The organism is Leptolyngbya sp. 7M (assembly GCF_018128485.1).
Genome location: NZ_CP070897.1, coordinates 750,496 through 777,494, shown reverse-complemented (window position 1 = coordinate 777,494; position 26,999 = coordinate 750,496). Strand labels below are relative to the sequence as shown.

The following is a 26,999-nucleotide window of genomic DNA, read 5'->3' as shown; positions in this document are numbered from 1 at the left end:
GAATGAATAAGCAGCTATATTTGGAACGCATCGGCATTAATGATCATGATATCCGCGCGGATGCGGCAACGCTCTTTCACCTGCAACGACGGCATCTTCTCAGCGTTCCTTTTGAGAATCTTGACATCTATTGGAAATGTCAGATCGTACTGGACCTGGAACGCTTTTTTACAAAGATAGTCGAACATCGCCGCGGAGGGTTTTGCTATGAACTCAATGGCCTTTTCAATGAATTGCTGTTATCTATTGGCTTCAAGACTCGTCTGATATCAGCCCGTGTTTTTAACGGTAAGGATCACGGGCCTGAGTTTGACCACGCAGCGATCATAGTAACCATCGGCGATGAGGAATTTCTGGCAGACGTCGGATTCGGCGATTTTACTGCGGAACCATTAAGGTTTGCTTTAGACGAGGAACAGCGGGATGCGAACGGTAGGTTTACGATCCGGCGATTCGATGGTGAATATTGTGAGGTTGCAAAACATATCGACGGCACGTGGCGCAGCCAATATATATTCAAGGACACTCCCCGCGAACTTTCCGAGTTTGCGGAAATGTGCCATTACCAGCAGACTTCGCCTGTTTCGCATTTTACGCAAGGAGCCATCTGTTCGATAATGACCGAAACCGGCCGGAAAACACTCACCGACAAAAAACTTATCATTACGAATGTTGATCAGAAACAGGAGTTTACTATCGATTCAGAGGAGAATTTTGACACCATCCTGAATGACGAGTTCGACATCCGTCCCCTACAATACAAATAATGCAACGATCGATCTCATATGCCGATGCCGGCGTTTCAATAGACAATGCGAATCGAGCGGTCGCGAAGATCCGCGAATACGCCAAATCAACCTTTAATGAACGCACACTGACCGATATCGGCAGTTTTGGCGGGATGTTTTCAGCGATGTTCCCGGATATGACAGAGCCGATACTTGTGGCCTCGGCGGACGGCGTCGGGACGAAGCTGAAGCTGGCTTTTGAGACCGGCATACATAACACTGTCGGTGCCGACCTGGTGAACCATTGTGTAAACGACATTCTTGTGCAGGGAGCAAAGCCGCTCTTTTTCCTCGATTATTTTGCAACAGGAAAGCTTGAACCGGATGTTACCGCAGCGGTTGTCGAAGGAATGGCTCGCGCGTGCCGGATCATGACGGAGCTCTTGATGCAGAGGTTGCTATACACGAACTCGTTCACGGCCTTTCGAACCGTCTGCACGGAAATTCTACCGGATTGACGACCAATATGGCTCGTGCGATGGGCGAAGGATGGTCGGATATTTATGCGAGCGCGATGCTAAGCGAGCCCTCGGACCCAATACAGGGGCTTTACACAATTGCAAGCTATTCTTTCTATCGGCCGACACAACCGACCAATACTTACTATGGAATTCGTCGTTTTCCGATCGCGGTCCGTAGCTTTACCGGCGGGCCGAACAATCGACCACACAATCCGCTTACATTCGCTGATATCGACTCAACTCAAATAAATCTTTCAGATGGTGCCTTCGCTCCGAACAGCGCTGTCGGCGGAAGCGCAGACCAGGTTCACAACGCGGGCGAGATCTGGGCGAATGCGCTTTGGGAGATCAGGGCTCGTTATGTTCAGCGGCTCGGCTGGGCTGTAGGAAACCGAAGAGCTCTTCAGCACTTCACGGACGGGATGAAGATCTCACCGCTTGCGCCAACCTTTCTGCAGGCCCGTGACGCGATCATCTTTGCAGCTTTGGCCGGTGGCGATGCGAACGATGCGGCTGATGCTTGGGCGGGATTTGCGATACGCGGAATGGGATTTTCCGCATCGATCCAGGTGACTGGATCTGGAACAGGCAATACACGGGTTACTGAAGCATTTGATACTCCGAACCTAGTTATGCTCGAACCTATTCGGGCATTCGACCAGACCGGAAATGGGAACGGTCATCCGGAGCCGGGCGAATCGGTCACGATCGTTGCTCCGGTGGCGAATTTTACCGGCATTGCCGCTAACAATCTCAGCGTTGAAATAGTCGGCGGAGGAAGTGTTCATCTCGGAACGTTGCCAAGCGGCCAGGTTGCGTCGCAGCCTATTTCCTACACGGTGCCTCCGGGCACTCCCTGCGGCTCCGCGATCGATCTGACATTTAACGTCAACAGCAGCCTTGGGCCTATAAGTTTTGTCAGGAAGTTGAATATCGGCGTGCCCGTGATCACTAACACGGAGAGCTTTGATTCCGTGAGCACTCCAAACATTCCTGCAGGGTGGACTGCGGAAGTGATATCAGGCGGCATTAACTTTGTTACGAGCACTGCAGCTCCCGACTCGCCGCCGAATTCTGCTTTCGCACTTAACCCAACAACTGTCGGCGGAGGCACCAATCTGACGTCGCCGTCAATGCCGATCAGTGCATCGGCAGCAACTATCGCATTCCGAAATAGTTTTCTAACTGAAGCCGGCTGGGACGGCGGAGTGCTTGAGATCAGTATTGCGGATCAGCCGTTTCAGGACGTCGTTACCGCCGGCGGCTCGTTTATCTATGGCCCATACAACGGAACGCTAGGGGCGAACGGCGTAAATAACCCGATTGCCGGTCGTCCGGCGTGGACGGGAACCTCGCAGGGGTATATCGATTCGCAGGTGCGCTTGCCTGCTGCGGCGAACGGACAGAATGTACGCCTTCGTTGGCGATTTGGTGCCGATGACAATACGGCACCGGCAAACGGAGGCTGGCATATCGACAATGTTGAAGTCGTTGGCAGCTATACCTGCACGACCAAATCGTCACCGGTTTGGGCGGATTATGACGGAGATGGGAAGACGGATATCTCTGTCTTTCGTCCTTCGGATGGGAATTGGTATCTGCTTCGTTCACAGGCAGGCTTTGCCGCGGTGAATTTTGGAATTGCGACGGATATCATCACACCGGGCGATTACGATGGCGATGGTATCACTGATATCGCTGTTTGGCGACCCGCCAACGGCGAATGGTACATAATGAAGAGCTCCGGTGGCTTCATTATTTCGCAGTTCGGCACGAACGGTGACTTTCCAGTAACAGGGGATTATGACGGCGACGGGCTAACCGATCTTGCGGTGTATAGGCCATCCACAAATGTCTGGTACATACAGCGGAGCTCTGGCGGTTTTACGATCCAACAGTTCGGCTCTGCCGGTGATATTCCGATACGTGGAGATTTTGACGGCGACGGAAAGGCCGATATCGGGATCTATCGAAATGGCCAATGGTGGATCGCACGAAGCAGCGGCGGCTTTTCTGTCGATATGTTCGGACTCAGTTCGGATAAACCCGTTCCTTCAGATTATGACGGTGATAGTAAGACTGACCTAGCCGTTTTCAGGCCGTCAGACGGGCTCTGGTACATACTTCGCAGCTCGGATTCAGGGATCTCCTATGTTCCGTTCGGAATATCAACCGATATCCCGGTCCCGGGCGATTATGATGGTGATGGCAAGACCGATCAGGCTGTTTATAGAGACGGTGTATGGTATTTGAATCGTTCAACTGCAGGATTTGCAGCAGCACAATTCGGACTTTCTCCGGATCGCCCGACTCCGCTTGGATATTTGCCTTGATGTAGATATTTGACCCTTGATAGGAGCCGTCCGATGGCCCGCTGATCTGTTTTTCTTCCATCGATCGGATGGTCGAGAGTTCTCTTGGTGTTCCTAGGTATCAGAATTTGATGCATTTTGGTTGACCAATATGAGTATCTTTGTTACTTTTGTTGAATCACAACGTCTCACAATCTGTGCAGGCCCTGGTTTTCATTCAGTAGTTATTTTTATATGTTGATGTATCCATAATCGTCTATCTATTTCCTTTCGGTACCTGTAAAGTCGATAAATTGGGTGCTCTCTCAGGTGATCTTTCTCGTCCTTATAATTGTCATAAGGTTAAGCACAAATATGTCGCATCGTGCGACATTTCACTGTTCCTTTTTATTTTTAGGAGGGCTACTAAATGCAGTTAGGAAGTAAGATAACGGCTTGGCGTGGTATTGCGCTGAGTTTGTTCGTTCTTGCGCTCATCACAGATGTTTCGCTTCTGCCGTCCCGTTTCCAGACCACAGTAAGTGGTACAGGAACGGGATTATTTGAGCGGACGGAGAGTCATGTTCCTGGGTTAGAGGATTATGACGTGCGAGATGATCAGAAGAACGAGGCCGTGGCGGAAGCGTTCATGCGTTTTCGGGAGGCGGTTGGTAAGGACGCATCGTTCATGGCGGACATGAGCGAGGGGTTCGTGCGGGGCGAGGAGGCGTTGAAGAGGCGTGTTCCGAACCTGAAGGTGGAGTATGACACATTGCTTCGGATGCCGCAGGTCATTTCGCCGGACGTACAGAGGGCACCGTTCGATCGTTTGACGGGGACGTCATCGACGAAGAGGTCTGAGATCCTGCGAGGGTTCATCAAGGAGAACAATGCATTGATCGGGATCACGGACGAGCAGGCGGATCAGTTGAAGGTGACGGCGGATTACACGAATCCGAGCGGATATCTTTCGTTCGTGCGATTGGAGCAGGAGATCAACGGGATACCTGTGTATCGTGGGGAGGCGAGGGCCGGATTCACGAAGACGGGAGAGATGATCCGTGTATTGAATGATCTTGCACCCGGTATTGACTATGGGACAGTATCGAAGAATTTTGGAGATGCCGGAGAGGCGGTAAGGCGGGCCTACGGGTACATCAATGAAGAGGTACCGACGGAAGGGTTTGGCCGGAACGACGGGGAATCGACGGAGCAGAAGGTAGTTTTTGGTTCGGGAGACTGGGCGACGACTGCCGAGCGGATGTATTTTCCGACGGAGATCGGAGTGGCGAGGCCGGCATGGCGAGTATTGATCTGGCTGCCGGTGAATGCGTTCTACGTGATAGTGGATGCTGAGACGGGGATGATGCTGTCGAGGGAGAACATCACGGCGGATCAGACGCAGAGTGCGACGTATCAGGTGTATACGAATCCGAATGCGTTCATCAATGTAGCGGACAGTCCGAACCCGCTGTCGCCTGGTCCGAACGATCCGACGACGGGACAGCAGGGGCCGCGGATCAACCGGACGAGCGTGACGCGGATAGGTAACGAGGCACCGAATCCGGGACAGAACAATCTGGGTTGGATAACGGACGGGAACAACATCACGGATGGGAACAACGTGGAGTCAGGTGTTGACCGCGACACGACGAACGGAGTGGATGCGGCGAGCATTCCGGTAGGGTCGCCGAACCGCGTGTTCAACTATCCGTTCAATCCTGGTAATCCTGTGGACAACACGGGTGATGCACCGACGCCGAACGCGCCGACGCCTTGTGTGGCGTCACCTCCGGCATATACGGACTATCAGAAAGCGGCGGCGACGCAGATGTTCTATGTGATGAACATCTATCACGATCTGCTGTATGACCTTGGGTTCAATGAGCAGGCGAGGAACTTCCAGCATGACAACTTCGGTCGCGGAGGTGTCGGGAATGACCGTGTTAGTGCTGAGGGTCAGGACTGTTCGGGGACGAACAATGCTAACTTCTCGACGCCGGCGGACGGTGGACGCGGAAGGATGCAGATGTTCATCTGGACGGGGCCGAACCCGGACTTTGACGGGACGATCGATGCGGACGTGATCATCCACGAGGTGACGCACGGGACATCTACCCGTCTGCACAACGGTTTGGGCAACCAGGGCGGAATGATGGGCGAAGGCTGGTCTGACTGGTATGCCCACACGATGCTGGCGGAGCCGACGGATCCGATCAATGGAGTGTACTCGCTGGGCGGATATGCGACGTATCTGGCGACGGCCGGGTTCACGGCGAACTATTACTACGGCATTCGGCGCTTTCCGAAGGCCCCGATAGCATTTACCGGCGGTCCGGCACGTCCGGCGTGCGGCAATGCACCGTGTCCGCACAATCCGCTGACGTTCCGGCATCTGAACACGGGGTGCGATACGGAGATCGGGACGACGACGACGGCCAATATCAGTGCATTCCCGAGAGGGCCGTTCGGTACGACGGGAAGCTGTGCACAGGTGCACAATGCGGGCGAGATCTGGTCGAGTGCATTGTGGGAAGTGAGGGCACTGATGGTGCAGAGGCTCGGCTTTACGGTCGGGACAAGGAGAGTGCTGCAGGCGGTGACGGACGGTATGAAGCTGGCACCGGGCAATCCGATGATGCTGCAGGAACGCGATGCGATCATCGCGGCAGCAAGTGCTCTGCCGGTGGCACCTGAGGCCTCGGCCGACGTAGCGGACGTCCGCGAAGGCTTCCGCCGACGCGGTATGGGCTTCTCGGCACAGACGATCTCATCGACATCTGTCGTTGAGGCATTCGACTTTGCGAATGTCCAGCACGTGGATCCGTTCTCGGTGAGCGATTCACCGGGCAACAACAACGGGTTCCCGGAACCGGGAGAGAACATCCTGGCGAGCGTTGCGGTAAGGAACGTGACGGGAGCAACGATCAACAATGTGGTGGTGAACATCAGCGGCGGGACGAACGTCAACTATGGCAGTATCGCCGATGGTCAGACGGTCACGCAGCAGGTGCCCTACACGGTACCGGCTGGTGCACCATGCGGAAGTATGCACACGGTGCAGGTGAATGTGTCGAGTTCGGTAGGGGCTCAAGCTCCAGTCGCAAGAGAGTTCCGACTCGGTGTACCGGTCGGAGGACCGCCGGCTACATTTACCAACAATACGTTGATGAACATTCCAAATGGACAGCCTACCACAACTAGTGGTCCGGCGAGTGTTTATCCATCAGCGATAAACGTAACCGGTCTTTCCGGGAACAAGAAGATCAAAGTGAATCTTCTACAGGCGACACATACGTTCCCCGGCGACCTGGATATGCTTCTTGAAGGCCCAGGCGGGCAGAAGTACATATTCATATCTGACTCCGGTGGTACAGGTGACATTACCAACCTGAACATTAGCTTCATTGATAGTGCGGCTGCACAGCCCTCGACTACGCAATGGGTCGCAGGTGAGTTCAGGCCGTATAATACTGGAGCAAATGACCCATTCGCAGCACCGGCACCCGCTGGACCGTATACCAATGCAGCCCCTGCAGGCACAGATACACTCACTTCGGTATTCGGAACGAGTGGAGCTAGCATGAATGGTACATGGAACCTATGGGTAGTGGACGATGCGGCAGGGGACGTCGGCACAATGGGCGGTTGGTCGATAACCTTCGAATCAGACGACTACACGTGCGGGCCTGTAACGCCTTCGGGCAATGGGCGAGCAGACTTTGATGGAGACGGTAAGACGGATCTGTCATTGCATCGGCCATCGGACGGCAACTGGTATCACATTCTGTCCGGGAATGGTTCATTCGTAGCGGTGAATTGGGGACTTGGTTCTGACACGCTGGTACCGGCAGATTTCAGTGGTGATGGTAAGGCGGATTGGGCGGTATTCCGTCCGGATGCTAATCCATCGGCGGCTGATTTCTGGATCCTGAACAGCACCACGTTCACGATGACGGGGCTTTCTTGGGGATTACCGGGAGACGTTCCTGCTGTTGCCGATTACGATGGTGACGGGAAGGCGGATGCGGCGATCTATCGTGCGGGTGAGGGCAACTGGTATATCCTGCTGAGCAATGGCGGGTTTGCCATAGTCAACAATCCTGGCAATACGCCTGTACCTGGTGATTACAATGGTGATGGTGCGGCAGACGGCATCATCTTCACCAACGGACAATGGACGGGAACGCTATCGGGCGGCGGCGGCCCGCTGAGCATATCGCTTGGCCAGGCCGGTGACATACCGGTGGCGGGAGATTATGACGGCGACGGCAAGACCGATGCGGCCGTGTTCCGGCCATCGACCGGGACGTGGTTCATCAGGAGAAGCACGGATAGCGTCGTGATCAGTGCACCGTTCGGTGTTTCGACGGACGTTCCTGTACCGGGAGACTATGACGGTGACGGCAAGGATGATCTTGCTATCTATCGTCCGAGCACGGGGCAATGGTGGATCGACCGCTCAACGTCGGGCATCATCGTCCAGCAGTTCGGTCTCGCGGCGGATAAACCGGCTCCGCGGTTCGCGAATCCGTAAACCGCAAAGCACTCAACCTTAACCTGAAGGCGGAACCAACACTCCGCCTTCAGCATCAATCACTCAAGCCGGAGACTCAAACCTCCGGCTTTTTTGTGCCGAATTAAATGAATCAGTGTGTTTTTAACTTAGTATGAGCGGATATCATACTGTAAAGATCTGCCGGAGTAGAGCAACATCCATAAAGTAAGTATTAGAAGGTAGAAACTGGAAAAACAAGGTAGGTTGCGGAAATTGGGGGAAGATCGGGGAGTTAATCCAAGAGTAGGTAGTGCCGCTACGATTCGACTCTTAATGCCGCGGTGTGCATCAGATCAACTATCAGAACAAAGATCGGGGGATACACAAAAAATTCTGGATTCAATGCCTGAGCTAAGTTGTGTATCTTCGGAATGAATGAAGCATCCCAATATTGCCCGATCGCCAAGCCCAGAACAAAACTTCCGATTATGCCAAATATCAAAAAGCATGCGGCGATCATTCGCGAATGAGGTTTTAGAGCGATCTCACGGTCATCAAAAATGGATTCGTGGATCTCATCATCATAGTAAGTGTATCGCTCCAGACCATCGCGGATCCGTCCGATAAGGTGTATCGTGCCCGCCACAAATAGCGTCAGCACAACTATCTTGATCAAAACGGGAGCCTCTGTAAAATATTGCGGCTTAAGGATGGCAACCGCTAGTGTAGATAGAAACAGTGCGACCATCGGGAAGATTATCTTCTGTAGCTCGGCTGATTCGCGCCGTTCTTCCGCGATCATTCGGTCAATTATCTCATTGTAGCGATGCTCATAAACTAGCTGACGCCAACGCCGTGCGTGTGTATTATCGGTAGCAAAAACCGATTCGCCGTTTGCTGTGCCGTTGAACTGCGCTTTTGAGAGTATTTTGTCATATTTAGCTCGTTCCTTTGCGTCGCCAAGGATCGCATAGGCTTCTGCTATGGCCGCAAACGCACGAGCCGTTTCTTCAGAACCATCATTCTTGTCAGGGTGGAGCTTGCGCGCCAGACGTCTGTACGCGGATTTGATCTCGTTCCGAGACGCCTTTGGCGATACTTTGAGCGTTTCGTAGTAATTGACCATCTACGCCGGATTAGATGTCGGAGAGAAGTTCGTCGGTTGGTCGAATGCGCAACCGTGACACTTCGGAATTGTAGCACAGATATCGCAGTTATGGTATCGACATTGACTAGCAGCAACAGTGGTTAAAGGCAAGAGCAAAATGGTATGGGTCTTATCGATCTGATCGTTTCGGAAAATGGTCATCCGGTAATGGGCATTAATCTCTACCGGACCATTCACCCCCCCCTAATGCATTCAAAAGAGCTTTTGCTTTTAAGAGAGATTCTTCATATTCAGCACTCGGCTCGCTGTCAATTACAATACCGCCGCCGACGTTGAATTCTGCCCGATCGCCGTGAATTACCATTGTTCTGATCGCTACGCTCGTATCGATACCCGGTATCAATCCTTCAAAGCCGACCTCCGGTACCCGATAACCGATCGTTCCCATGGACAATCCACGGGGAGACGGTTCGATCTGGTCGATGATCTTCATTGTGCTGATCTTAGGAGCTCCAGTTATAGAACCGCAAGGAAAAAGCGAGATCAATATATCCGAAATACTGGCGTCCGGTCGGAGATGTCCGCTGATCGTAGATACCAGATGAAAGATGGTTGGATGTTCCTCGATGTCACAGAGTTTCTCTACTTTGACCGATGCGAATTCGCAGACCCGTCCGAGATCATTCCGCAGAAGATCAACGATCATCGTATTTTCCGCTCGATCCTTTTCACTTTGAAGAAGTTCTTCGCGCAAAAAAGCGTCTTCCTGTTCGTTGCGTCCGCGTGGGCGTGTTCCCTTTATCGGCGATGCCCTGATCGTGCGCTCTGCTACGCGAAAGAAGCGTTCGGGCGATGCTGATACGACTGTTGAATTTTGTCTTTGTATGAGTGCCGCGAATGGAGCAGGATGATCCTGCCGCAGACGATGAAAAACAGATGCAGGCGATATCTCGTTTTCAAACCTTACAGAAAGTTTCTGCGTAAGGTTAGTCTGATATGTGTATCCATTGCGTATATATTCGCGGATCGCTTCAACGGCGGTAATATATTCATCACGGGAAAAGCCCGAGCTGAGGTCTGGTTCTGCCGTAATCTCTTGGGGCTCGAACCGTTTCTCACGTAGTATTTGTTCGATGTGTGCAAATTGACGATCGTTCCCTGTAAGGAAAGTCTCTCGCGAATCATAATCATGAACTACCACGGCATCGAACTCCGCTACGTAAATATCGGGTTCGACCGGATCAAACGCCGCTTTTACGCTCTGAAGTTTTTGTCCAAAATCATAAGAAAGCGTAAAGAAAACGGCGCGATCTCCTTTCATTACTCTTTCAATTTGTTCAAGACCGTCTTTTCTTTCACCTGAAAACTCAAAACGATGAATTGGCTCGATACCTGCGATCATAAGGTGTGATCCCAAATGACCGACCCCGCAACTATCGAGAATGCAGATAGGCAGCTCATCGCTTATACCAAGCAATGCAGAGACCAGTTCGTCTGCCCCTATGTCGAGCCGATACACGAAAGTGATATTAACATGCCGTCTATTTACAACATCTATTGAACAGGGGTCTGACTACAATTTATTGGAGGCATTGGCTGAATTTCCCTAAAATTTGCTTTTCGCGTAATATATTGCAGACTGATCCTGCAGGACCTCAACCAAAATATGGCAACAAATCCAGAAACAACGTACAAGCTTGTCAGAGGGCTCGGCTTGTTGGCCGCAATTTCGGTGATCATCGGGAACGTGATCGGGACCGGAGTATTCTTCAAGGCACGTGTTATGACCTGTAACGTGGGAACCGGCGGATGGGTTGTTGCTGCCTGGATCGCGGCCGGTCTGCTTGCTCTGGCAGGTTCGCTGACGTATGCGGAACTCACCGCAATGAAGCCTAAAGCAAGTGCCGAATACGTCCTTCTTCGCGACGGCTATGGACGGGCATCAAGCTTCCTGTACGGCTGGATGCAACTTTTCATAGCAAAGACCGGTTCAATGGCAGCGCTCGCTGTTGCATTCGCCATCGCGCTGAATAGCTATCTGGGAAATACTCTTAATTACGCTATCATCTCGATCCCAGTTGGTGGTTCTATTCTAGAACTGACCACGATCCAGATAATTGCGATAATGGCGATCATCATATTTACGACGCTTAATAGTGCGTCGGTCGCCGTCAGCGGTCAGATCGCGACTGCGCTTACGTTCGTAAAGATCGCTCTTGTGGTTCTGGTTGGACTTGGGGCATTCCTTTTTGTTTCCGGTGGCACGTTTGGAAACTTCGGGTTAGATGCCGCTGGAGCTCAATGTCTAGATGTTGCCGAATCACAGCGATACGGACATGCAAACTATTCCTTCTTCGCCGGATTTGCCGCAGCAATGCTTGGAGCCCTTTGGGGATACGACGGATGGAACCAACTCACATTTGTAGCTGGCGAGGTCAAAGACCCGAATCGTAATATACCGCTCGCTATAATCGGCAGCACCATCCTAATAATAATTTTGTACGTCTTCGTACACGTCGCATATTTTTACGTGCTTGATCCAGGCGCGATAGCCGCTGTGGACAAGGATGTGGCTGTTGCAAATGTGATCGTCGAAAGATTTTTTGCTGGCGATGTAGCAAGTCTTTTGACCGGAGCTGCGGTCGCGCTCTTCTCTGTCGGGCTAATGATCTCATCGCTTGGCTCGCTGCACACGTCTGTGCTTGCTGCTGCTCGTGTGCCATATGCAATGGCCCGCGACCGCCTCTTCTTCTCACGCTTTGAGCGACTTTCGATCAATGGTGTTCCGATAGCGTCGCTTATACTCCAGGGGGCATGGGCGATCTTGCTGATCTTGTCAGATTCGCTCTGGCGGCTCTACAACACGGACAATGCTCTGTTTGATACGTTGACGAACTACGTCGTGTTTGGATCCTTCATCTTCTATGGTCTGATAACTTCGACAGTTTTTCTCTTCCGAAAACGGTATCCGGACGCACCGCGGCCATACAGGACATTCGGTTATCCGGTAGTTCCGGTGATCTTCCTGCTTGTTACGGCATGGCTTCTCCTTCAGACGCTATATGATGACACGATCAACTCATTGATCGGCATCGGTTTGATATTGCTGGGATTGCCATTCTATTACTATTTCCAAAGCAAGACGCCAGAGGGTTTTGTTTCGCCGGAGGATGAGACGGAAGATGAATGATAGGCGCAGCGGTGCGGATCGGCGCGCCATCGCGCGGAACCCGGTCTCGATCGATATTCAGTGGGAAAGCAGTCATGGTAGGCAGAACGGCACGATAAGCGATCTTAGCGAGCTGGGTTGCTTTGTGCTGTCAGGTGGATCGGTCTTCGAAGGTGAGACCGTACGGCTTTTCCTCCCGTTGGACACAGGCCTCAACGTCGAATTTCGTGGCACTGTTCTAAATCACGTATTTGAAATAGGTTTTGCTGTCAGATTCCACGGATTGAGCCGAGCGCAGCGCGATGTGCTGTTCAATTTGGTCGCTTTCCCTGTGGCTTCCTAATGTCGAGCCATATTTGAACCGACTACTTTTTATATAAGCGGTGAAGATCAAGCCCGAGACGCCGATCCTTGAACTTTCGAAAGCCGGGATCGGTGGCCTCTCATTCAAAATGGCACAGCGGATGGCGACCGCGGTAGCTAACTATGCCGGCATCACGGATCCTGATGAAGCCCGCGTAGAAGATCTCTTAAATTATTTTCCTGCCAGATACGAAGATCGCTCAAATCTAATCCAGATAGATCAGCTTTTTGATGGGATCGAAGCTTCGTTAGAGCTCTATGTACGAGTTGCGGGTGCGATCCGCGTAGGAAAACACCGCGGCCCGCGACAGCCGCCTCTATTCATATTTGAGATAAATGCGGGAGACCGGGAACGGATAAGACGCCCGGTCGTGGTAATGTGGTTCGTTTCCGGCAAGAACTCAAAGCCGATAATCGAATACTATACAGAACGTTTCCAACGCGGTGTTCGGTTCATCGCACACGGGAAATGGGAGTGGGATGGCCGGCGAAATACTTTCGTTTTGAAACTTCAGCGTCCTGACCTGCTTGAGATACTTCCCGCTGATGCCGATCCTGACGCGTACGGATTGTTGGCCGAAGTCGACACGACAGATCGGGCATCAGTTCATGCAGAAAACGGCGAGGACGATGAGGATGAAGACTCACGCCCGGAGTTTTCCACGGTTCATACAGCGCGCAACGTTCCAGTGTATCGCAAGCTTGGTCCCTTTCAGACAAAACGGCTCCGAGAGATCATTTACGACGTCATACAAAATATTGATCCTTCCAATATAGCCGAGATATTGCCACCTTCGGTTATTAAAAATAATTCCCTAATTGACCGATCTAAAGCCATTACCGAGATCCACTTTCCCCCGGATAATTCTCGGATCGCGGAGTATGAGATGTTCCGGAGTCCGGCACAGCGAAGGTTGATATTTGAAGAGTTCTTTATGCTTTCTTTTGCTCTCCAATTGGTTCGCGGTGAGAGACAGAAGGAATCAAAGGGAGAGTTTATCGAGATCGGAGATGTTCTGAAGAATCGTATCGCGAAGATGTTGCCGTTCAGGCTTACAAATGCTCAGCGGCGGGTCGTCAAAGAGATCTTCGCCGATATGCGTTCCGACTCCCCAATGAACCGGCCTACTCCCTGCTTGAGATCAAGCGGCTGATCGAACTCGGTGAGGCGGCGGCCGGAAAGGATGCATCCGAAGCCCAGATGATCCTGAACCACAAGGCGGCCATCGAGTACATAGTAGAATCGGCAGATGAGGACCATATTTCTTCTCAAGAGATCCGCAGCATTCACGCACTGTTATCCGAGAATCTTCTGGGAAACCCTGCCTCATCGGGACGTTTGCGATCTCTGATCGTGGAGATCTGGGGATCCACATATCTTCCGCTCGATAATCCTCAGATCCTCCAGGAGTGCTTCGATCAATTTGTCGAGAAACTTAACGCAATAGAAGACCCGTTCGAGCAGTCGATCTTCTCGATAGTCCACTTGTCTTACATGCAGGCTTTTGAAGACGTGAATAAAAGGACGGCAAGACTTGTGGCAAACATTCCTTTGGTAAAGGCGAACCTCAAACCTCTCTCGTTCACGGATGTCGACCCGGCCGCGTATGTAAGCGCCCTCCTTGGCGTTTACGAAAGGAACGATGTCAGCTTGATCCAGGATCTCTACATCTGGGCTTATACAAGGTCTTCTCAAAGATACTCGGCCGTCCAGCAGTCTTTGGGAGAGCCCAATCTACTGAAACTTCGATACCGCGAACGGGTCCAGGAGATCGTTCGCACGATAATCCTCGAAAAAACCGGAGGCGAACAAATTGTACAGAAGATCCGTGACCTGATCGATCAGCAAAATATCCCAGACGCCGATCGTGATGCCCTCTTCAACCTGATCGAAAACGAGATCATCAGCCTGCACGATGGAAATGTCGCTCGATACAAAGTTCGCCCGAGCGAGTTCCTGGCCTGGAAAGAATTACAGTGATCCTCGCATGTTGCTGCTTTGTCCGAAACGATGATACAAGACTGGGTCGTCCGGAGACCGAACAAAGTGGTTCATTTTTGCACCAGGCTGGTTTATTAAAGCACCGGAAGACTCAAAATTGAACCAATATCCGCGTCTGACCCGTTTGACTGACGACAAATGTCCTTACCACCACGGGCTAAGTTCGTGAATGGGCTGTGCGGTATGCGTCTTGCCTGTACCAGTTTCACCAAGGAGACATAGATAGAGAAAATCGTAACGTGCGAGAAGTGCAAGATTCCCAGTATCGCTAAGTGTTTTTAACATTTGACTAGTTTTATTTTTCTAATGCAAAATTTATTTACAACCAATTTGAGCCCGGCCGCGTTTTCCTGCAGAAGAATTCATAGCCGAAAATTACATATCCAGACATAAAAAACCCAGCACAGGGCATGAGGTTACCTTTGTCAAAGAAAGCTTTTTCAATGCCGGGCGCTGCAGAATCGTCTGCGTAAGCAGAACAAAGTGAACGAACTGATAAGTTCATCACGGTTGGAACAACCTGGAAAGCGGTACTTCGCTAAAAACACTGAATGATCGATTCTCTTTTAGAAGAATTACCCCAACCGGGCGTGGCTGAGGAAGAGCGGACCGCCTCAGAACCCGACACGCCCGGTTGGGGTAATTCTTCCGAGAATTCGTTTCTTGCCGCTCTGCCGATCGTTCAACGTATTGTCGGCCGACGTCGGGCTCGGCTAGATTTTACGAACACTTCAGATCTCGTGCAGGAAGTAGCCCTCCGGCTCTGGCGATGGCGCACAAACCACAAGGAAACGAGCGAGAAAATGTCCGGCGAGGAGTGGAACTCTTTTGCTGCGCGAACGGCCTATAACGAGGTCAACCGGCATTTCTCGGGCGAAAAGAATGCGGCCAATGTGCCGCTAGTAATGGTTTCGGAAATTGAGGAGCCCTCTGTTGAGGGACAAACCGAAATTGAGGTTTTTTCTCTCATTCACCAAGTGTGGCAAGGAATTTGCCAGCTGTCATTGCGACAGCGACGAGCGTTGCTGCTTCACTCACAAGAATTGATCATTCATTTAATGCAGAGCGGTATTACGGACAGGGATCTAGCAGAAGCGCTGCAGTTCAATGAGGACCGTTGGTACGAGATTCGCAATCAGCTGTCGATGACAGATGCACAGATCGCAGGAGAAACGGAAGGCCGATCGATACGGGCATCAACGGCGGGTTCGGTCAAGAAGGCAAGATATGAGGCTCGGGTGAAACTCGAAGGACTGATTAGAAAATGAATCCATCGGAACATTTAACAGACCTCCAGATTGCGGCTTTCAGTGCCCGAACACTCCCCGAGTGCGAATCGCGCGAAGTCGGCCGACACTTGCTCGGATGTGCAAATTGCCGAGGGTTGCTTCCATTGCCGAATCCAAAGCAATTCTGGACGGCTGTGCTGAGCGAACAGGACTCTGAACGGTCAAAGACCGACCGGAACACTGTTTCGGTACAGTCATACCTTCACGAGTTCGTTGAACTCTTTAACAAACCCAGTATTCTGGCCTGGAGCAGTGGTTCCCTGGTCGTCATATTGGGTCTGACCCTCTTGATTCTCTTGGCAGTTTCGAAAGAATCGAGTGTCGGAGGCGCCATTGCTAAATCGTTCGAAATTGAAGATCCAATATCAGGCCCCAACTACCAGAATGAAGAACCAGAACTCGTGCTGCCACATAACAGTGCAGGCGATGACCGTCTGAGTCAATCGCCCGGTCGAATATCCGCAGATCGAAATCTTTCGGAGCCGAGCAACCCTCAGTCGAGGCAATATCCAAAGACTGGCGCCAATAGCGGTAAGACGGTGCCGCGGGGAGTTAATGCAAATATCTCCTCGACCAGAGGTGCGATGTCAAAATGCGGTGCCCAAAGAACATTCGAGATGCAGCTTGGATCTGAAGATGGTGACCTGGTTCTTAGGTGGGAAAGCGTTCCGAATGCGGCGAAATACCACCTCTATGTTTCCGATGACAATGAGATCTTAATAGATGAATTCGAAACTGAGACAGGCACTTCATTTACATTGAAGAAAACGCTTGATCCGGATAAGGCTTATAAATGGAAGATCATTATTACGCTTGAGAACGGTCAGACCCTGAGCGTCGATGCACAGAAATTATCCGCCAGGGATTTTCAATCAAATCAGAAAGTACGCAAAAGCAAGGCAAAGTCAGAAACGCGTTGCTTGGCGAGCCAATAGGCAGAGCGGTGAGGTGAATGTTGAAGATAAGCGGAAAGACACAGATCTATGGTAAGAGGGCGACTTTCAAATACGCCATCAATGTGGTCTTGGCGCTCTGTTTCGTGTTGCCGGTTCTGTCGCAAAATAGCGATGTATTCCCGGTCCCGGATTCCTATAAAGTTGAAGGAATTCCTCCAATCAGGAAATCCGAGGTGGACCATTTGTTCTTCGATGCTTCGCAGGTAAGGAGCAACCTTATTTGGGATGTAGACCGAAAGAATCGCTCAATACTCATTACCGATGAAAAGAACTATATCTATCGACTCGATTCGCCGATGGAAAAACCGCAAACCGTGATTGACGAACGTTCGCCGAATATGGTCCGTGTAAGTCCGAAAGGCAGAGTATTCGCCTTTACTGACGATAAGGAAGATGCAGACAATTTTGAACTCCATCTCCGGGATGAAGTGGGAAAAATACGAAAGCTTTCCTCATTTTCAGGCAAGGATCAGTCCGTGGAGTCTTTCGTATGGGATGAAGCAGGTAAAAGGATTTTTTATGCGAAGATCGACTATGAAAAGAAATCAACCCGACTTTGCGATCACGACCTGTCAAGAAGTGCGTGCTATGACGTTGATCTGAAAGGTATCTGGAATGTTGTTGATTCGGATAGAAACAAAGTGCTTCTCAAACATTGGAAGTCGTCCAGCAACCAGAGCCTGTATATCTATGACCTGAATTCGAAAAGGCTGATCACCGTCGAGGACAAAGGAAACTCAACAAAAGGATTTTTCGGATTGGGACGGGTTTTCTGGCTTTCCGAAGGGTCAGCTGAATGTGGTCCGGAGATCTGTCTTTCGTCGATGGATCTAAAAGCTGGAATCAAGACCCGGATAAACTTGCCCGAGGGAATTGCAAATCTTCAGGACGTAAAGATCTCACCGGATAAGAGATCTTTTTTGATTCAGGAGATGCGGGATGGGATCGACAACATGCGTATCGGCAGGCTATGGAAGAACGCGATCATCGAGACAGTTCCACCCTTCATTCGCGGCTCATACGTTGTCTGGAATACTCGATGGCTTTCGAACAAGGAGATCGCATACACAACAGAGAACATTTCGAAGCCAGCCTCGATAGAGGTCTTTGATATATCGTCCAAACGAACTACAGCGTGGACACAGGAGCGGATACCACCCCAGTTTGAGAATAAAGTAAACCCGCCCGAAGTGATCAAGTGGCAGTCCTTCGATGGCCGCGATATATCTGGCTATATGATCAAGCCTGCAAAGATCGAGGGAAGGTCACCCGTCCTAATTTTCATCCACGGTGGCCCGCAAGTGATCGATCGGCCGGTCTTCAATTCGCAGGCCCTGAGATTCGCGGCCGATCTTGGCCTTACGATCATACACACCAATATTCGCGGATCCAAAGGCTTTGGTATTGAGTTCATGGATGCCGACAATGGGGAAAAGCGAGGGGACGCTGTTAGGGACATTTCCGCCCTACTGGACTGGATCGAAAGGCAGCCTGAACTTGATCGGAACCGGATAATCGTCCGCGGGGAGAGTTACGGTGGTTTTGTCGCTCTTGGCTCTGCGTTGTTGGAACCAAAGCGGGTAAAGGCCGTCATAGCCGAGTATCCGCTGGTTTCAATAAGAGGCCTTCTCTCCCAAACATGGATCGAGGAGTTCGCCATCAACGAGTACGGCGATCCGAAAGACGAAAAACTTATGAAACAGCTTGACGAGCTTTCACCATTGAACAACGCGGATCGCTGGAGCGGTGCTCCTTTGTTTATGACCAGAGGAAAGCTCGATGCAAGGAATCCCGAGAGGGATGTTCTCGACCTGAAATCCCAATTGCAGAACAAGGGGAACGAGGTCTGGTTCATATATGCCAAGGAGGCAGGCCATGGCGTAGCGAGCCGTTACGTGACTGCGGCAATGTATGAATTTCTAAAAAGACAACTAAATAAAAGAGGAGAAAATAAATGAAGAGAATAAAATCACTTGCCTTAACGCTGGTGCTTTTGATAAGTCTGACCGGAAGCAACTTTGCGACGGGACCGGTCGTAACGGGTACTGCTGGAATTGCCCCTGGATTGCTCTCGTTTGTCGCCGAACAGGTACTCTCTTTGTTCGAAAGTGGAGACTGTCCTTTGCGAATTTGCCAGAACTGTCGCCCGAACAACGAAGCTGACGGCGACGGAAACGGCAATTGCCGCCCGCGAGACGACTAAATGAACCATAGCTTTTCGAAATGTTGGTTTTGGAGGTTCGCAATAGCAAGCCGGCCGATATTAACCGGCTTGCTTCTTTTAGTTCTCGCGTCGGTCGGAATCCGCGGTCAATCGAGTCCACTGGCGACTATACGAAACTCGTTCAACAACGGGCATTTCGAAGGAGTTGTGAGGCTAGCCCCAGAAGCGATCTTGCGAACTCGTAAAGCCGGGACACCGGCCACCGCTTCCGAACTAGGAGTACTGAAGGCTCAGGCGTTGATGCGGCTGGAGAGATATGAAGAAGCTTCAACGGTTCTCGATGAAGCGCTGACAGACGCCGAGCAAGCGAGACAGCCTCGAAGAATCGCCGCGATATATTTGGCCAGATCCGCGCACGCGCGTGCCCTGCGGGATTTTCCATCTGCGCTAAAGTCCGCCCGTAACGCTCTTGCGGCGGCTGCTTCCGATCCACAGATCAGATTTGAATATCATCTCGCCATCGGCCGGGTAATGTACTCGTCCGGATTTGACGTTGCGGCGATCATCTGGCTTGAAAAAGCCGAGAAACTGGCCCGAGGCCTTCCGATGTCGCTCGGGCACCTTGATGTCCTGGGACATCTTAGCTTGGCATGGGCGGCGAAATTCAATTATGCAAGAGCGATAGAGTATGGAGAAAAACTCGTCAAGATAAGCGAGAAAACCGAATTCAAATACCGTCATCGGCTCGCACTCTATGAATTCGGGGGGCTCCTAAGCTCGGTTGGTCAAGGGCGAAAAGCCAAACAAATGCGCGAAAAAGGACTGAAACTCGCCTTGACAGAGAAAGACGCCTATCAGGCATGTTTGCTTCTCTCTCCGCTGATCCTCACGTCCCTTTACGAAGGAGATGTAACGAGCGCTAAGAAGCATCTTTTGACCCTAGACCGTGTTGATCGGGACAGAAGATTCCTATTCGAAGCCATTCTGGGAAATGCGGTGGTCGCGGGACTTCAAGGACAAAAGGAGTTATCGGCGAACTACTTCAAGGAACTCGAAACGTTGAAGGCTCATTCCGATTATCTCATTCCGCACTGGAAGGCCATCCTCGCCGAAAAAGGTAAAGACTGGGCCGGATTGATCGAACAAATGAAGGTACTGCAAAAGTCCACTGAAGAAAGTAATTTTCGTGAAGATCTACTGGGAATTTATTTTAGTTTGGCAAAAGGATATTGGGGGTTAGGAGAACAGGAGTTGGCAATCGAGCACGCAAGACGTGCAGCCGCGATCTTCGAAAGTGATCGTCCGACAGGGGACACCATCTTGTCGTTGTCGATCCTGGAGACGTACCATTCCGTTTTTCGGCTTTTGGCGGAAATAGAAGATAAAAGGGGCAATACGACTACCGCTTTAGAACTTGTCGATTACTCAAAAGCTCGTGTGCTACGCGACCGCATTGAGAATTCGGCTCTCCGACGTAAAGCAGATCTAGATAGCGAGGTCCGCAAGCATGTCGAGGAACTTTCAACTCAACTAATCGACGGCGGAAAGGTGCGAGATGAATTGGCCGCCATTGAAAAATCTGTAACGCTCTCGTTGCCTCAAATCGCAGCTGAACGAAAACTCGATCTGAATTCCTTCGATAATAAAAACCTGCTCCGCGACACCGCAGTTGTTTCGTATTTTTTCACAATCGGTGGTCAGCTACGAGCCTATGTTATTGAGGACAGTAAGCCTGTCCGTGCCGTCGAATTATCGCTTTCAGAGGGCGAGGCAGCCCGAATAGCACAATCCACGCGAGTTAAGATCCGCGATAGGATCTTCTTTAAGAGCGATGGAAACGAGCTTTACAATAGGCTGCTCGCCCCCTTGTCGCTTGCCTCGAACCATATCGTGATCGTGCCGGACAAAGCTCTGTGGAAGATCCCGTTCCATGCTTTAAGTCCTGATGGTGAATCCTACCTTATCGAAAAACGAATCGTAAGCTATTCACCGTCCGTCTCGATGCTCTTGAATGAGCTTACGCAGCCGGTTCCGTCCAGGAAAACAATTCAGGTTTTTGCTAATGATTCATTTCAAGACCGCCATTTGGAATACGTTAATCGCGAAGCCGAAAAAGTCGGACGAATTTTCTCCGCGAGGCCTGTGATCGGTGCGACACGAAGACAATTCTTGAGTTCTGCGGGTGAATCAGACATTCTACATTTTTCAATGCACGCGCAAGCAGATCCGAATGAACCGTTGGAGTCCTTTTTGGCCTTCAAGGCTTTCGGCAAGGATTCGGGGCAGATCACGGTGCAAGACCTTCTCAGCGTTCGTCTTAAAAAACAGAACCTTGCATTCCTCGCATCTTGCGAAACGAATAATGTCCTTAACGGTGAGGGGCTCGTAAGCATCGCATGGGCTCTGCTAGGATCAGGGAGTTCGTCGGTTATTTCTGCCCAATGGGAGGCCAATGACCGGTCAACTGAGCTGTTTACCCAAAAATTCTACGAGCAGTATCGAGACGGAACCTCTGCGGCAAAAGCACTACAGGCTGTATCGATTTCGATGATCCAAAACAAGTCAACCGGATCGCACGAACCCTATTTCTGGGCGGCTTTCTTTCTTCTAGGCGATCATCGCTAAGTGCGGCACTCAAACGAAGCACATTAAATCGACAAACTCACCAGTATTCCTGTGCAATGCCGGGAGCTGAAATCCTGTTGGTGATCTCATCTCAGGAGCAAGCGATTGATAAACCTCACAAAAGTTTTCATCGCTTTTCACCCATAGTATCTCAAAGGGCAAGCCACCAGTGATGCATTCGAGAACGCCGTATCTCAGTAATCCAGAATGAGTCCAGCACGCTTCCACGAACCCTACTACTGTCCCGCTTTTACTCTTTTCTACGACTTCCGGTAGATCACGGTAGATTGCTTTGCCCGTCGAAGACTGCCCATGTGAAGGTGTTGCCGTCAACGTGGCGATATGAAATCCCCAGCTCAGCAAAGAACCGCATCGCGCAGCGAATCTTCCACCCTTCACTCGCGAAACGGAGCTTGGCAATATCCAACCCGCCCTTAGTTTCGACGACGATCTCAAAGTTTTGAACGCTTCCTTGGGGCTGTCTTACGATTCCCCAATCTGGGTTGTAGTTGTTGATTATCTTAGGCAGATTGATCTTAAACTTAGGGGGGAACTTGAAATAGAAAACGACATCCGACTGCTCAACAAGATTCCTGTTGATGAAGTTCCGTTCAACCTCCGAGTCAACCTGCATCTGGTCGTATAAACCTCGTTCGCCAGCCGGTATGAGTTCACGTTGAGGGTAACTCTTCGTTACAGGGAATAGTTCCTCAAGGTCAATGTTCTGATCCGGTACGATTCGGTATTCAATGTTCTCTGCGACGGTTCTGCCCACAACGTCTTTAACAACCTCGACAAACTTGTTCGTGAAACCTTCAGGATTCTTGAAGACCTGTTCTTGGGTCGTGGTTGGCAATCCGCAAAAGATCTCGACCAAGGTTTTGCGCGTCAATTGAGTTTCATCAGCTATCCGAGAAATGAAGTCAAAAGTGCTAGCTGTGTTTGACTTAAACTCAACTGTAGAAACGACGGGTTTACGACTAATTTGTACGTCTAACGGGATCTCATTGTATTGATTCAGTTCTAAGTCGTTCTCGAAAACGACTCGGGCTTCTGAATCGCTTGTAATAGCCATTACCTTGAATTCTCTCAAGGTGTCGTCTTTGCAAACCTTGTCGAGTTTCGAACCGACTTCAACTGGGATCGATCGAACCGTTTCGGAACCATCTGACGCCTTGCTCGCGATTCTTAGGTGCGCAACGCTCCCCGAAACTCGGTCCAGGCTGATGCGATAGCTCGCCATTATGAACTCGCCCTTTGAAATGACAATCTTCGGCTCGGGGAATCTATAGGACGAGAGTCTTTGAATGCAATCATTAACGACCGAAGCCGTTTGAAGCTTGATGATGTATTCTGCTTTTTGCTCCAGCTTTTCCCAGAACTCGCGGAAATCAGCACCCAAAAAGATTGGATCGCGACGGAATGCTGTCGATTTGCGTGAGCTGGAGGGCTTCGGCGGAGCCTCGGTCTCGCCGTCAGCAATGTATTCGTTTTGCAGCGACTCTACGTAATCCTTATAGCTATCATTCGCGACGACAGTCAGAACATTTACGTCTTCGTCGAAGATCCGTTGTCCGGTTTGATCTACGCACAGCCGAAGGCCGCGGCCTATTTCTTGCCTCTTTTTAACTTCAGAGATCGTCTGATTCAGCGTGCAGATCTGAAAGACGTTTGGGTTATCCCAACCCTCTTTAAGGGCCGAATGAGCGAAAATGAAACTCACTTTCTCATCAAACGACAACAACTTTTCTTTGTCTCGCATGATAAGCGAGAAAGCTGCTTTTTCTGCTTCCCGTTCTTCAGCCGTCTTTGCACTGGTGTCAATCGCAAACTCGCCGGTTGCTGACTTCTTTTTCGCAAAATACGAGCTTCGAACGTCTTCCGGAGCAAGCTTCGAGAAATGTCTGTAAGCGGGTTTGAGTTGATCGAACTCTTCGTCGAAGAGCTTTCGGATGATTCCGTCATCGTCGGTGTAATTGCTGACCCGATCAATAAAGAATAACGAAAGGACTTTGATCCCGAGATCGTGAAGCTTCTCCTGCCGCTGAAGGTGTTCAACTATCGTTTCGCGGATCTGCGCTCGGAATATTTCGGAGCGGAGGGGCGCCGTTGTCGAGCCTAGCTCGAGTTTGACCTGATTTTCAAAAGTAACAAATGGTTTCTCACCGGTCACACTGATCTCTTCAACTTTAAAGCCTTCGCGATGTTCCTCACGCTTAGTGTGCCGATAGAGATCTTCTCCTTGTTTTACCGTGACCGTTTCCGACAACGAAGTACCGCCGCGATTTACCAGTGTACGAATCTTGGCCCTGAAAGGTGACAAAAGCACATCTTCCAGGGCAAGCTGCATATCGTTCAAATTGTCGAGGGCATCAATGCCGGTCACCTCGATCTTCTTCACGAGTCCCTGATGATATGCATCGACGGGCGAGAGCCGGTAAATCAGATTCGGGCTTCGGCGATGAGTTGCGCTGTACCGAAGTGAAAACAGGGGTTTGAGTGTTCTAATCGCGGATTTTGCCTTTTCGGTCGAATCAATACTCTGCGGTTCGTCGAGTATCACGATCGGGCGCGTGGCCGCCACAAACTCAAACGGCCGCAATCCCGATCCTTGCAGCTTGTCCGTAGCTTTGTAGAAGTTATTCGACTTCTTGTTGAAGGCATCGATCGTCATCAGAAGGACTTGGATCTGCGACGAGTTCGCAAAACTACGTACTTGGCCCGGACGGCTACCGTCATACGGAATTAGGTTGAGAGTATTGTTGTCATAGAGGCTAGCAAAATGACTGCGGGTTATTAGATCTGTCTTAAAGACGCCCTCGTAAATAGCAATTGATGGCACCACGATGATGAACTTTGTGAAGCCGTAATGTTTGTTAAGCTCATATATCGTCCGAAAGTACACATAGGTCTTCCCGGTTCCGGTTTCCATCTCGACCGTGAACTGCGGAAAATCATGGGAATCAACGCCGATTCCCTCCAATACCATCCCACTTTCCTTCTCCAGCTCGCCTGTGACGGGCAAGCCGTTCAAGTTCTGAACGTATTCGAGATTGGCCCGCAAGTCCGAATCGTAAAGTATCTCGTCCGGCGGTATGTTCGGTATGATCTCTTCAGACCCGAGGAAACCCGCACGATAGGGCATGTGGCCTTCAAACAGGTCAACCACTGAGCGAACAGCGGCAAGCTGATACTCCTGATCCGGATCGAATTGGAACTTGATCTTTGACATTTAGATCGTCTTGAGCCTGCACACGTCGGCTAGTCGGAGTTTGTCTTGGTCTGTTAGGGCGTTGTCGAGGCAGATGAAGATGTCGATCTTGGACATTTCTTCGGAGTCGATCAGTTCATCAACCTTTCGGATCGTTTCTTCCTGGATCTCTTTGTCGAGCGTGACGAAGAGGCGGTGTTCGGACCATTCGTGCGAGATGCGACGAACGATGTTCTTTTCGAACGTCTCATCGGTCTCAATTTTCGAGGTCAATGGGAAGCCTTCCAGAAGGAGGATCTCGGTCAGAATCGCGTCCTCGGTCGCTCCGTCAACGAACGTCGAATCGAGTTGCGCCTGAAGAAGTCCTCGGAGTTCGTCGAGGTCGTTTCCTTGATAATCAGTCCATGCTTTGAAGTTAGATTTTTCAAGTCGATAACTTCTAAAGCCTAAGTCTGCATTCTCTCTCTTTCCGCCCTCCGATATTGCTTTTGACGCCCTTCGAAGTCTCTCCGCGGTAACATCGGAAATCTTTCTGAAGCCGTCCTTATAGGCAGCGTGTCCATTGGAAATCTGTTCGCCAATTTGGACTGAGATCGCTTTTCGATTGCCTCCATCCTCCGCATTCAGGGCGTAGACGGCATGGGCAAGCGTTCCGCTTCCTGCAAAGAAGTCGATTACCATATCGTCTTGTTCGGTGGCTATCCGCAGAACCTTGTCCAGCAAGCCGAGCGGCTTAGGATGATCAAAGTATTTTCCCATCCCGAGCTCGCCCAGCTCTACGGTCCCTTGCTCACTGATTACATCCGTCTCAGTCCAAAGAGACTTAGGGCTCGTCGTGCTCTTTCGTGATTTTTCGTAGATATTCCATTTGCCGTCGCGTCGCTGTTTTGCGACAAGAACCGAATCACCTTTCTCGATTGCCTTCTGTACCGTATCGCGACCCCAACGCCAGCAACTTTCGCGGCCATTACTGTCAAATGGTTCTACCTTTACAAACTCGGTGGACGCCTTAAGCGATATTGCCGCGTAGCCATCGGGTCCAACCTCAGGGCGCACATATATTGGGTAGAAAAGATTCGGTCTATTGTGCCGGCCAAATTTCGGGTTTCGATTCCTCAGCTCCCAAAGCTCAAAACGGCCGTCTGAGTCTTCAAAAGGGAGGCTGTCATCGGGCTTCGGAAGTTCAAAGATGGAATAGTCTTCTCCGAGCGAATGCAGAAGCAGATATTCATGCGTCTTGGCTATTTCCTTATAAGTCTGGCCGCGTTTATTCGACTGAATAACTATCTGAGAAATGAAGTTTTCTTCTCCGAAAATCTCGTCAACTAACAATCGTAGGTTACGAGCTTCGTTATCGTCGATCGAAATAAACATGACACCGTCTTCACGAAGGAGGTCCTTCGCAACGCGCAGACGCGGGTACATCATGTTGAGCCAATCGGAATGAAAGCGTCCGCTGGACTTCGGGTTGGATGTGAGGAGTTCGCCCATGTCGCTCTTCTGACCGGAGCGTTGTAGGTACGATTCGAGAGGCAGCGATCATCACCGACCCACTTCCTTTGGCTTGTGCTAAAAGAGTAATTTCTGCAAGTTCGTTCAAACCTCGGCCTGTCCGAGCATCAACTTGGACCACCGGAGCCCCAAGCATTTTCGAAAACTTTGCGATATCGATCTCATGACCTTGATCCTCGAATAGATCGGTCATTGTCATCGCAACAACGACTTCTATCCCCTGCTCAAGGATCTGCGTTACAAGATAGAGGTTTCTTTCAAGATTCGTTGCGTCAACCACAGCAATCACTGCATTCGGCTTTGGCTGGCCTTCAGCCTCGCCGGTCAGAACCTTTCGTGCGATCTCTTCATCAACAGACGTTGCATCAAGACTGTATAGCCCCGGCAGATCGATCAGATCGATAGGTTGCCCATTTGCGTTCCAACTACCAGTCTTTCGTTCAACAGTTACGCCGGGGAAATTGGCAACCTTTTGCCTTAGCCCTGTAAGAGCATTAAAAAGTGTAGTCTTTCCAGCGTTCGGATTGCCCGCAAGTGCAACTGTAATGGTTTCTTTGGACAT

20 protein-coding genes are annotated in these 26,999 nt (G+C 50.7%); 14 read left to right on the top strand and 6 right to left on the bottom strand.

All coding sequences use genetic code 11. The annotated features are described in order from the left end of the window. The first annotated feature begins 2 nt into the window (after positions 1 to 2). The 4 genes from JVX88_RS03650 to JVX88_RS03635 all read left to right on the top strand — a co-directional run bounded on the left by JVX88_RS03650 (position 3) and on the right by JVX88_RS03635 (position 8,077). On the top strand, positions 3 to 767 hold the full coding sequence (locus JVX88_RS03650; RefSeq protein WP_211625841.1) for an arylamine N-acetyltransferase family protein: 765 nt from the start codon (positions 3 to 5) through the stop codon (positions 765 to 767). Beyond that, entirely contained in the window at positions 767 to 1,246 is a 480-nt protein-coding gene (locus JVX88_RS41715) for an AIR synthase related protein (RefSeq protein WP_315875321.1), read from the top strand. The genes JVX88_RS03650 and JVX88_RS41715 overlap by 1 nt, the downstream gene beginning before the upstream one ends. Further along, a complete protein-coding gene (locus JVX88_RS03640; RefSeq protein WP_211625839.1) occupies positions 1,150 to 3,582 on the top strand; it encodes a M36 family metallopeptidase in 2,433 nt (810 codons plus the stop codon). Before JVX88_RS41715 ends, JVX88_RS03640 begins: the two co-directional genes overlap by 97 nt. A 388-nt stretch (positions 3,583 to 3,970) precedes the next feature. Next, positions 3,971 to 8,077 carry a M36 family metallopeptidase gene (locus tag JVX88_RS03635; protein ID WP_211625837.1) on the top strand — a complete coding sequence of 1,369 codons (4,107 nt, stop codon included), beginning with the start codon at positions 3,971 to 3,973 and terminating at the stop codon, positions 8,075 to 8,077. Between the two features lie 277 nt (positions 8,078 to 8,354). On the opposite strand, the gene JVX88_RS03630 is transcribed toward JVX88_RS03635, so the two are convergent. Then, a complete protein-coding gene (locus tag JVX88_RS03630) occupies positions 8,355 to 9,164 on the bottom strand; it encodes a J domain-containing protein (RefSeq protein WP_211625835.1) in 810 nt (269 codons plus the stop codon). A 196-nt stretch (positions 9,165 to 9,360) separates the two neighbouring features. Continuing rightward, positions 9,361 to 10,548 carry an aminodeoxychorismate synthase component I gene (pabB, locus tag JVX88_RS03625; RefSeq protein ID WP_211625833.1) on the bottom strand — a complete coding sequence of 396 codons (1,188 nt, stop codon included), beginning with the start codon at positions 10,546 to 10,548 and terminating at the stop codon, positions 9,361 to 9,363. Positions 10,549 to 10,563: 15 nt separating this feature from the next. Here pabB and JVX88_RS03620 point away from each other — a divergent pair, with 15 nt between their 5' ends. The 5 genes from JVX88_RS03620 to JVX88_RS03600 all read left to right on the top strand — a co-directional run bounded on the left by JVX88_RS03620 (position 10,564) and on the right by JVX88_RS03600 (position 14,659). Continuing rightward, the gene (locus tag JVX88_RS03620) at positions 10,564 to 10,707 is read left to right on the top strand and encodes a hypothetical protein (RefSeq protein ID WP_211625832.1); all 144 of its coding nucleotides are present in this window, start codon (positions 10,564 to 10,566) and stop codon (positions 10,705 to 10,707) included. Positions 10,708 to 10,812: 105 nt separating this feature from the next. Next, complete coding sequence (locus tag JVX88_RS03615) at positions 10,813 to 12,336, top strand: APC family permease (protein ID WP_211625830.1); 1,524 nt, start codon at positions 10,813 to 10,815, stop codon at positions 12,334 to 12,336. Next, positions 12,329 to 12,658, top strand: coding sequence for a PilZ domain-containing protein (locus JVX88_RS03610; protein ID WP_211625828.1), 330 nt, complete (start codon positions 12,329 to 12,331; stop codon positions 12,656 to 12,658). The genes JVX88_RS03615 and JVX88_RS03610 overlap by 8 nt, the downstream gene beginning before the upstream one ends. A gap of 40 nt (positions 12,659 to 12,698) precedes the next feature. Further along, positions 12,699 to 13,832 (top strand): hypothetical protein, encoded by a 1,134-nt coding sequence (locus tag JVX88_RS03605; RefSeq protein ID WP_211625826.1) that lies wholly within the window; start codon positions 12,699 to 12,701, stop codon positions 13,830 to 13,832. Between the two features lie 47 nt (positions 13,833 to 13,879). Beyond that, positions 13,880 to 14,659: a Fic family protein gene (locus tag JVX88_RS03600; RefSeq protein WP_211625824.1), complete on the top strand. Its 780-nt coding sequence runs from the start codon at positions 13,880 to 13,882 to the stop codon at positions 14,657 to 14,659. 165 nt (positions 14,660 to 14,824) lie between these two features. On the opposite strand, the gene JVX88_RS03595 is transcribed toward JVX88_RS03600, so the two are convergent. Next, the gene (locus tag JVX88_RS03595; RefSeq protein ID WP_211625822.1) at positions 14,825 to 14,965 is read right to left on the bottom strand and encodes a hypothetical protein; all 141 of its coding nucleotides are present in this window, start codon (positions 14,963 to 14,965) and stop codon (positions 14,825 to 14,827) included. Positions 14,966 to 15,231: 266 nt separating this feature from the next. On the opposite strand from JVX88_RS03595, the gene JVX88_RS03590 reads away from it, so the two are divergent. The 5 genes from JVX88_RS03590 (at position 15,232) to JVX88_RS03570 (ending at position 21,714) form a co-directional block, all read left to right on the top strand. Next, the gene (locus tag JVX88_RS03590; RefSeq protein ID WP_211625820.1) at positions 15,232 to 15,948 is read left to right on the top strand and encodes an RNA polymerase sigma factor; all 717 of its coding nucleotides are present in this window, start codon (positions 15,232 to 15,234) and stop codon (positions 15,946 to 15,948) included. Further along, complete coding sequence (locus tag JVX88_RS03585) at positions 15,945 to 16,904, top strand: hypothetical protein (protein WP_211625818.1); 960 nt, start codon at positions 15,945 to 15,947, stop codon at positions 16,902 to 16,904. Before JVX88_RS03590 ends, JVX88_RS03585 begins: the two co-directional genes overlap by 4 nt. Before the next feature lie 17 nt (positions 16,905 to 16,921). Further along, a complete protein-coding gene (locus JVX88_RS03580; protein ID WP_211625816.1) occupies positions 16,922 to 18,883 on the top strand; it encodes an alpha/beta hydrolase family protein in 1,962 nt (653 codons plus the stop codon). Next, positions 18,880 to 19,128: a hypothetical protein gene (locus tag JVX88_RS03575; protein ID WP_211625814.1), complete on the top strand. Its 249-nt coding sequence runs from the start codon at positions 18,880 to 18,882 to the stop codon at positions 19,126 to 19,128. Before JVX88_RS03580 ends, JVX88_RS03575 begins: the two co-directional genes overlap by 4 nt. 69 nt (positions 19,129 to 19,197) lie before the next feature. After that, positions 19,198 to 21,714, top strand: a complete 2,517-nt coding sequence (locus tag JVX88_RS03570) for a CHAT domain-containing protein (RefSeq protein WP_211625812.1) — start codon at positions 19,198 to 19,200, stop codon at positions 21,712 to 21,714. Between the two features lie 277 nt (positions 21,715 to 21,991). On the opposite strand, the gene JVX88_RS03565 is transcribed toward JVX88_RS03570, so the two are convergent. Genes JVX88_RS03565 through JVX88_RS03555 form a run of 3 tightly spaced genes read right to left on the bottom strand, consistent with a single transcriptional unit; the run spans position 21,992 to position 26,999 of the window. Further along, positions 21,992 to 24,946, bottom strand: coding sequence for a DEAD/DEAH box helicase family protein (locus JVX88_RS03565; RefSeq protein ID WP_211625810.1), 2,955 nt, complete (start codon positions 24,944 to 24,946; stop codon positions 21,992 to 21,994). Beyond that, the gene (locus tag JVX88_RS03560) at positions 24,947 to 26,416 is read right to left on the bottom strand and encodes a site-specific DNA-methyltransferase (protein WP_211625809.1); all 1,470 of its coding nucleotides are present in this window, start codon (positions 26,414 to 26,416) and stop codon (positions 24,947 to 24,949) included. It abuts the gene before it with no gap. Further along, positions 26,310 to 26,999 carry a FeoB small GTPase domain-containing protein gene (locus JVX88_RS03555; RefSeq protein WP_211625807.1) on the bottom strand — a complete coding sequence of 230 codons (690 nt, stop codon included), beginning with the start codon at positions 26,997 to 26,999 and terminating at the stop codon, positions 26,310 to 26,312. Before JVX88_RS03555 ends, JVX88_RS03560 begins: the two co-directional genes overlap by 107 nt.

Bases quoted from the DNA above. Each gene is read 5' to 3' on its own strand.
- JVX88_RS03620 (WP_211625832.1), top strand. From the start codon at position 10,564: ATGACCGACCCCGCAACTATCGAGAATGCAGATAGGCAGCTCATCGCT.
- JVX88_RS03555 (WP_211625807.1), bottom strand. From the start codon at position 26,999: ATGTCCAAAGAAACCATTACAGTTGCACTTGCGGGCAATCCGAACGCT.
- JVX88_RS03610 (WP_211625828.1), top strand. From the start codon at position 12,329: ATGAATGATAGGCGCAGCGGTGCGGATCGGCGCGCCATCGCGCGGAAC.
- JVX88_RS03575 (WP_211625814.1), top strand. From the start codon at position 18,880: ATGAAGAGAATAAAATCACTTGCCTTAACGCTGGTGCTTTTGATAAGT.
- JVX88_RS03585 (WP_211625818.1), top strand. From the start codon at position 15,945: ATGAATCCATCGGAACATTTAACAGACCTCCAGATTGCGGCTTTCAGT.
- JVX88_RS41715 (WP_315875321.1), top strand. From the start codon at position 767: ATGCAACGATCGATCTCATATGCCGATGCCGGCGTTTCAATAGACAAT.
- JVX88_RS03560 (WP_211625809.1), bottom strand. From the start codon at position 26,416: ATGGGCGAACTCCTCACATCCAACCCGAAGTCCAGCGGACGCTTTCAT.
- JVX88_RS03650 (WP_211625841.1), top strand. From the start codon at position 3: ATGAATAAGCAGCTATATTTGGAACGCATCGGCATTAATGATCATGAT.
- pabB (WP_211625833.1), bottom strand. From the start codon at position 10,548: ATGATCGCAGGTATCGAGCCAATTCATCGTTTTGAGTTTTCAGGTGAA.
- JVX88_RS03595 (WP_211625822.1), bottom strand. From the start codon at position 14,965: ATGTTAAAAACACTTAGCGATACTGGGAATCTTGCACTTCTCGCACGT.
- JVX88_RS03590 (WP_211625820.1), top strand. From the start codon at position 15,232: ATGATCGATTCTCTTTTAGAAGAATTACCCCAACCGGGCGTGGCTGAG.
- JVX88_RS03600 (WP_211625824.1), top strand. From the start codon at position 13,880: ATGATCCTGAACCACAAGGCGGCCATCGAGTACATAGTAGAATCGGCA.
- JVX88_RS03635 (WP_211625837.1), top strand. From the start codon at position 3,971: ATGCAGTTAGGAAGTAAGATAACGGCTTGGCGTGGTATTGCGCTGAGT.
- JVX88_RS03615 (WP_211625830.1), top strand. From the start codon at position 10,813: ATGGCAACAAATCCAGAAACAACGTACAAGCTTGTCAGAGGGCTCGGC.
- JVX88_RS03565 (WP_211625810.1), bottom strand. From the start codon at position 24,946: ATGTCAAAGATCAAGTTCCAATTCGATCCGGATCAGGAGTATCAGCTT.
- JVX88_RS03580 (WP_211625816.1), top strand. From the start codon at position 16,922: ATGTTGAAGATAAGCGGAAAGACACAGATCTATGGTAAGAGGGCGACT.
- JVX88_RS03630 (WP_211625835.1), bottom strand. From the start codon at position 9,164: ATGGTCAATTACTACGAAACGCTCAAAGTATCGCCAAAGGCGTCTCGG.